Below are 3127 nucleotides of genomic sequence, written 5' to 3'. Positions count from 1 at the left end.
ATGCAGGTGCAGCGGCGCATCTCGGCCGTGTTCAAGGACATTCCGGGCGGTCAGGTGCTCGGGCCCACCTTCGACTATACGCATCGTTTGCTCGACCCGCAGCTCGCGGAAGGTTTCGAGCCGGAGCCGCCGGCGACAAGCGAGGTGCCGGAGACTGCGATGCCGCGCGTGACCGACATCCTCGGGCGCGATGGCCTGATCGAGACGTCGCCGCAAGTCGATGGCGATGCGCCGGTCGGCGACCTCACCCGCGAGCCGCTGAGCTTTCCGGCGGAGCGCGACCTGCGGCTGCAAAATCTCGCGCGCGGCGATGAAGGCTTTCTGCTGGCGCTCGGCTATTCGACCCAGCGCGGCTACGGACGCAACCATCCCTTTGCGGGCGAGATCCGGTTCGGCGAGGTTGAAGTCGAATTCTTTGCCGAAGAGGTCGGCTTCGCAGTGCCGCTCGGGTCGATCGAGCTCACCGAATGCCAGATGGTCAATCAGTTCAAGGGCTCGGCGACGGAAGCGCCGTGTTTTACGCGCGGCTATGGGCTGGCGTTCGGGCAGAGCGAGCGCAAGACCATGTCGATGGCGCTGGTCGACCGCGCGCTGCGGGCGCGTGAGCTCGGCGAGGACGTCAACGCGCCGGCGCAGGACGAGGAATTCGTGATGTCGCATTCCGACAATGTGCAGGCGACCGGCTTCGTCGAGCACTTGAAGCTGCCGCATTATGTCGACTTCCAGTCTGAGCTCGGGCTGTTGCGCAAGCTCCGGGCCGAGTTCACGAATAGCCCGGCATCGCTGAAGGCGGCCGCGGAATGAACGCGCCCACGTACAACTTCGCCTATCTCGACGAACAGACCAAGCGCATGATCCGCCGCGCGATCCTGAAGGCGATCGCGATTCCCGGCTATCAGGTGCCGTTCGCCAGCCGTGAGATGCCGATGCCTTACGGCTGGGGCACCGGCGGCGTGCAGGTGACGGCTGCGATCCTCGGGCCTGACGACGTGCTGAAGGTGATCGACCAGGGATCGGACGACACCACCAACGCGATCTCAATCCGTAAATTCTTTGCCAAGACGGCGGGCGTCGCGACGACGACAGCGACGGAAGCGGCGACCGTAATCCAGACCCGTCACCGTATTCCGGAGGCGCCCCTGCGCGCCGGCCAGGTGCTGGTCTATCAGGTGCCGATCCCGGAGCCGCTGCGCTTCCTGGAGCCGCGCGAGACCGAGACGCGCCGCATGCATGCGCTGGCCGAATACGGGCTGATGCATGTGAAACTGTACGAGGACATCGCGCGCTTCGGTCACATCGCGACGGCTTACGCCTATCCGGTCAAGGTCAATGCGCGCTACGTGATGGACCCCTCGCCGACGCCGAAATTCGACAATCCGAAGATGGACAATTGCGCGGCGCTGCAGCTGTTCGGCGCCGGCCGCGAAAAGCGGATTTATGCGATCCCGCCCTATACGTCGGTAGTATCGCTCGACTTCGAGGACCATCCCTTCACGCGCTACAAGTTCGACGCGCCCTGCGCGCTGTGCGGGGCCGAAGACTCGTATCTCGACGAGATCGTCACCGACGACAAGGGCAGCCGCATGTTCGTCTGCTCCGACACCGATTTTTGCGAAGGACGGCAGGCCGAGGGCCATCACGGCAGCATCAACGCCGCACCTTACAAGGGAGCCGCGTAATGGCCGCGACGCAGAATGGAGCCGACCAGCCGCTGCTGGTGGCGGAGGGGCTGGCCAAGAGCTATGGCCGGCTCGCCGCTTGCCGCGACATCTCGTTTTCGCTTTTTCCTGGCGAGGTGCTGGCGATCGTCGGCGAGTCCGGCTCGGGCAAGTCAACGCTGCTGCAGCTGCTGTCGGCGCAGCTTGCCGCGAGCAGCGGCCGCGTCTCGTATCGGATGCGCGATGGCGTGCTGCTGGACCTTGCTGATCTCGGCGAGGCCGAGCGGCGCTTCCTGTTCCGCACCGATTGGGGCTATGTGCACCAGGATCCGGCGCAGGGCCTGCGCATGGCCGTTTCGGCTGGCGCCAATGTCGGCGAGCGGCTGATGGCGGTCGGCTGGAACAACTACGGCAGTATCCGGCAGACCGCATCGTCCTGGCTGCAGCGGGTGGAGATCGATGTCGATCGCATCGACGATGCGCCGCGGACCTATTCCGGCGGCATGCGCCAGCGCCTCCAGATCGCGCGCAATCTGGTCACCGAGCCGCGGCTCGTGTTCATGGATGAGCCGACCGGCGGCCTCGATGTCTCCGTTCAGGCGCGGCTGCTCGATTTGATGCGCAGCCTCGTCAACGAGCTCGGGCTCGCCGCAATCGTCGTCACGCATGATCTGGCAGTGGCACGGCTGTTGTCGCACCGGGTGATGGTGATGAAGCAGGGTCGGGTGATCGAGACCGGGCTGACCGACCAGGTGCTGGACGATCCGCGCGAGCCCTACACCCAGCTGCTGGTTTCCTCGATCCTGCCCCCATGAGAGTGCGCCAATGACCGTGATGATCGAGATCGAGAAGGCGGAAAAGACCTTCACCATGCATCTGCAGGGCGGCGTCAAGCTGCCGGTGGTACGTGGCGTGTCGTTCCAGGTGAACTCTGGCGAGTGCGTGGTGCTGTCCGGACCGTCGGGCGCGGGCAAGTCGTCGATCCTAAAAATGATTTTCGGCAACTATCGCTGCGACGGCGGCCAGATCGGCGTGCGGCACCAGGGCGCGATCCTCGATCTGGCGACAGCCGAACCGCGCACCGTGCTGAATGCGCGGCGTGACACGATCGGCTATGTCAGCCAGTTTCTGCGCGCGGTGCCGCGTGTCGCGGCGCTGGATGTGGTAGCCGAGCCGCTGCTTGCGGCCGGCGTGTCGCGGGAAGAGGCACGGAGGCAGGCCGGGGCGCTGTTGCGCCGTCTCAACATTCCGGAGCGGCTGTGGGCGTTGCCGCCCTCGACCTTCTCCGGCGGCGAGCAGCAGCGCGTCAACATCGCCCGTGGCTTCATCTCCAATCTGCCAATCCTGTTGCTTGACGAGCCGACGGCATCGCTCGATGCGGCCAACCGCGCCGTCGTGGTCGACCTGATCGACGCCAAGAAGCGCGCGGGCGTGGCGATGCTGGCGATCGTGCATGATGACGAGATCCG

At 65.4% G+C, this 3127-nt stretch carries 4 protein-coding genes; all 4 read left to right on the top strand.

Features of this window, described 5'->3' with window-relative positions; genetic code table 11:
* Positions 1-804, top strand: an 804-nt coding sequence (locus WA702_RS12445; protein ID WP_425110826.1) for a carbon-phosphorus lyase complex subunit PhnI, incomplete at its 5' end; no start/stop codon positions are given.
* Positions 801-1679: an alpha-D-ribose 1-methylphosphonate 5-phosphate C-P-lyase PhnJ gene (locus WA702_RS12440; protein ID WP_425110825.1), complete on the top strand. Its 879-nt coding sequence runs from the start codon at positions 801-803 to the stop codon at positions 1677-1679. The genes WA702_RS12445 and WA702_RS12440, both read left to right, overlap by 4 nt.
* Positions 1679-2473: a phosphonate C-P lyase system protein PhnK gene (phnK, locus tag WA702_RS12435; RefSeq protein WP_425110824.1), complete on the top strand. Its 795-nt coding sequence runs from the start codon at positions 1679-1681 to the stop codon at positions 2471-2473. Before WA702_RS12440 ends, phnK begins: the two co-directional genes overlap by 1 nt.
* A 10-nt stretch (positions 2474-2483) precedes the next feature.
* The coding region (gene phnL / locus WA702_RS12430) for a phosphonate C-P lyase system protein PhnL (protein ID WP_425110823.1) at positions 2484-3127 on the top strand (644 nt) is incomplete at its 3' end.

It is taken from the genome of Bradyrhizobium sp. (assembly GCF_049798375.1).
Classification (GTDB): domain Bacteria; phylum Pseudomonadota; class Alphaproteobacteria; order Rhizobiales; family Xanthobacteraceae; genus Bradyrhizobium.
The sequence above is the reverse complement of the archived record's forward strand: the minus strand, read 5'-3'. Positions and strand labels throughout refer to the sequence as shown.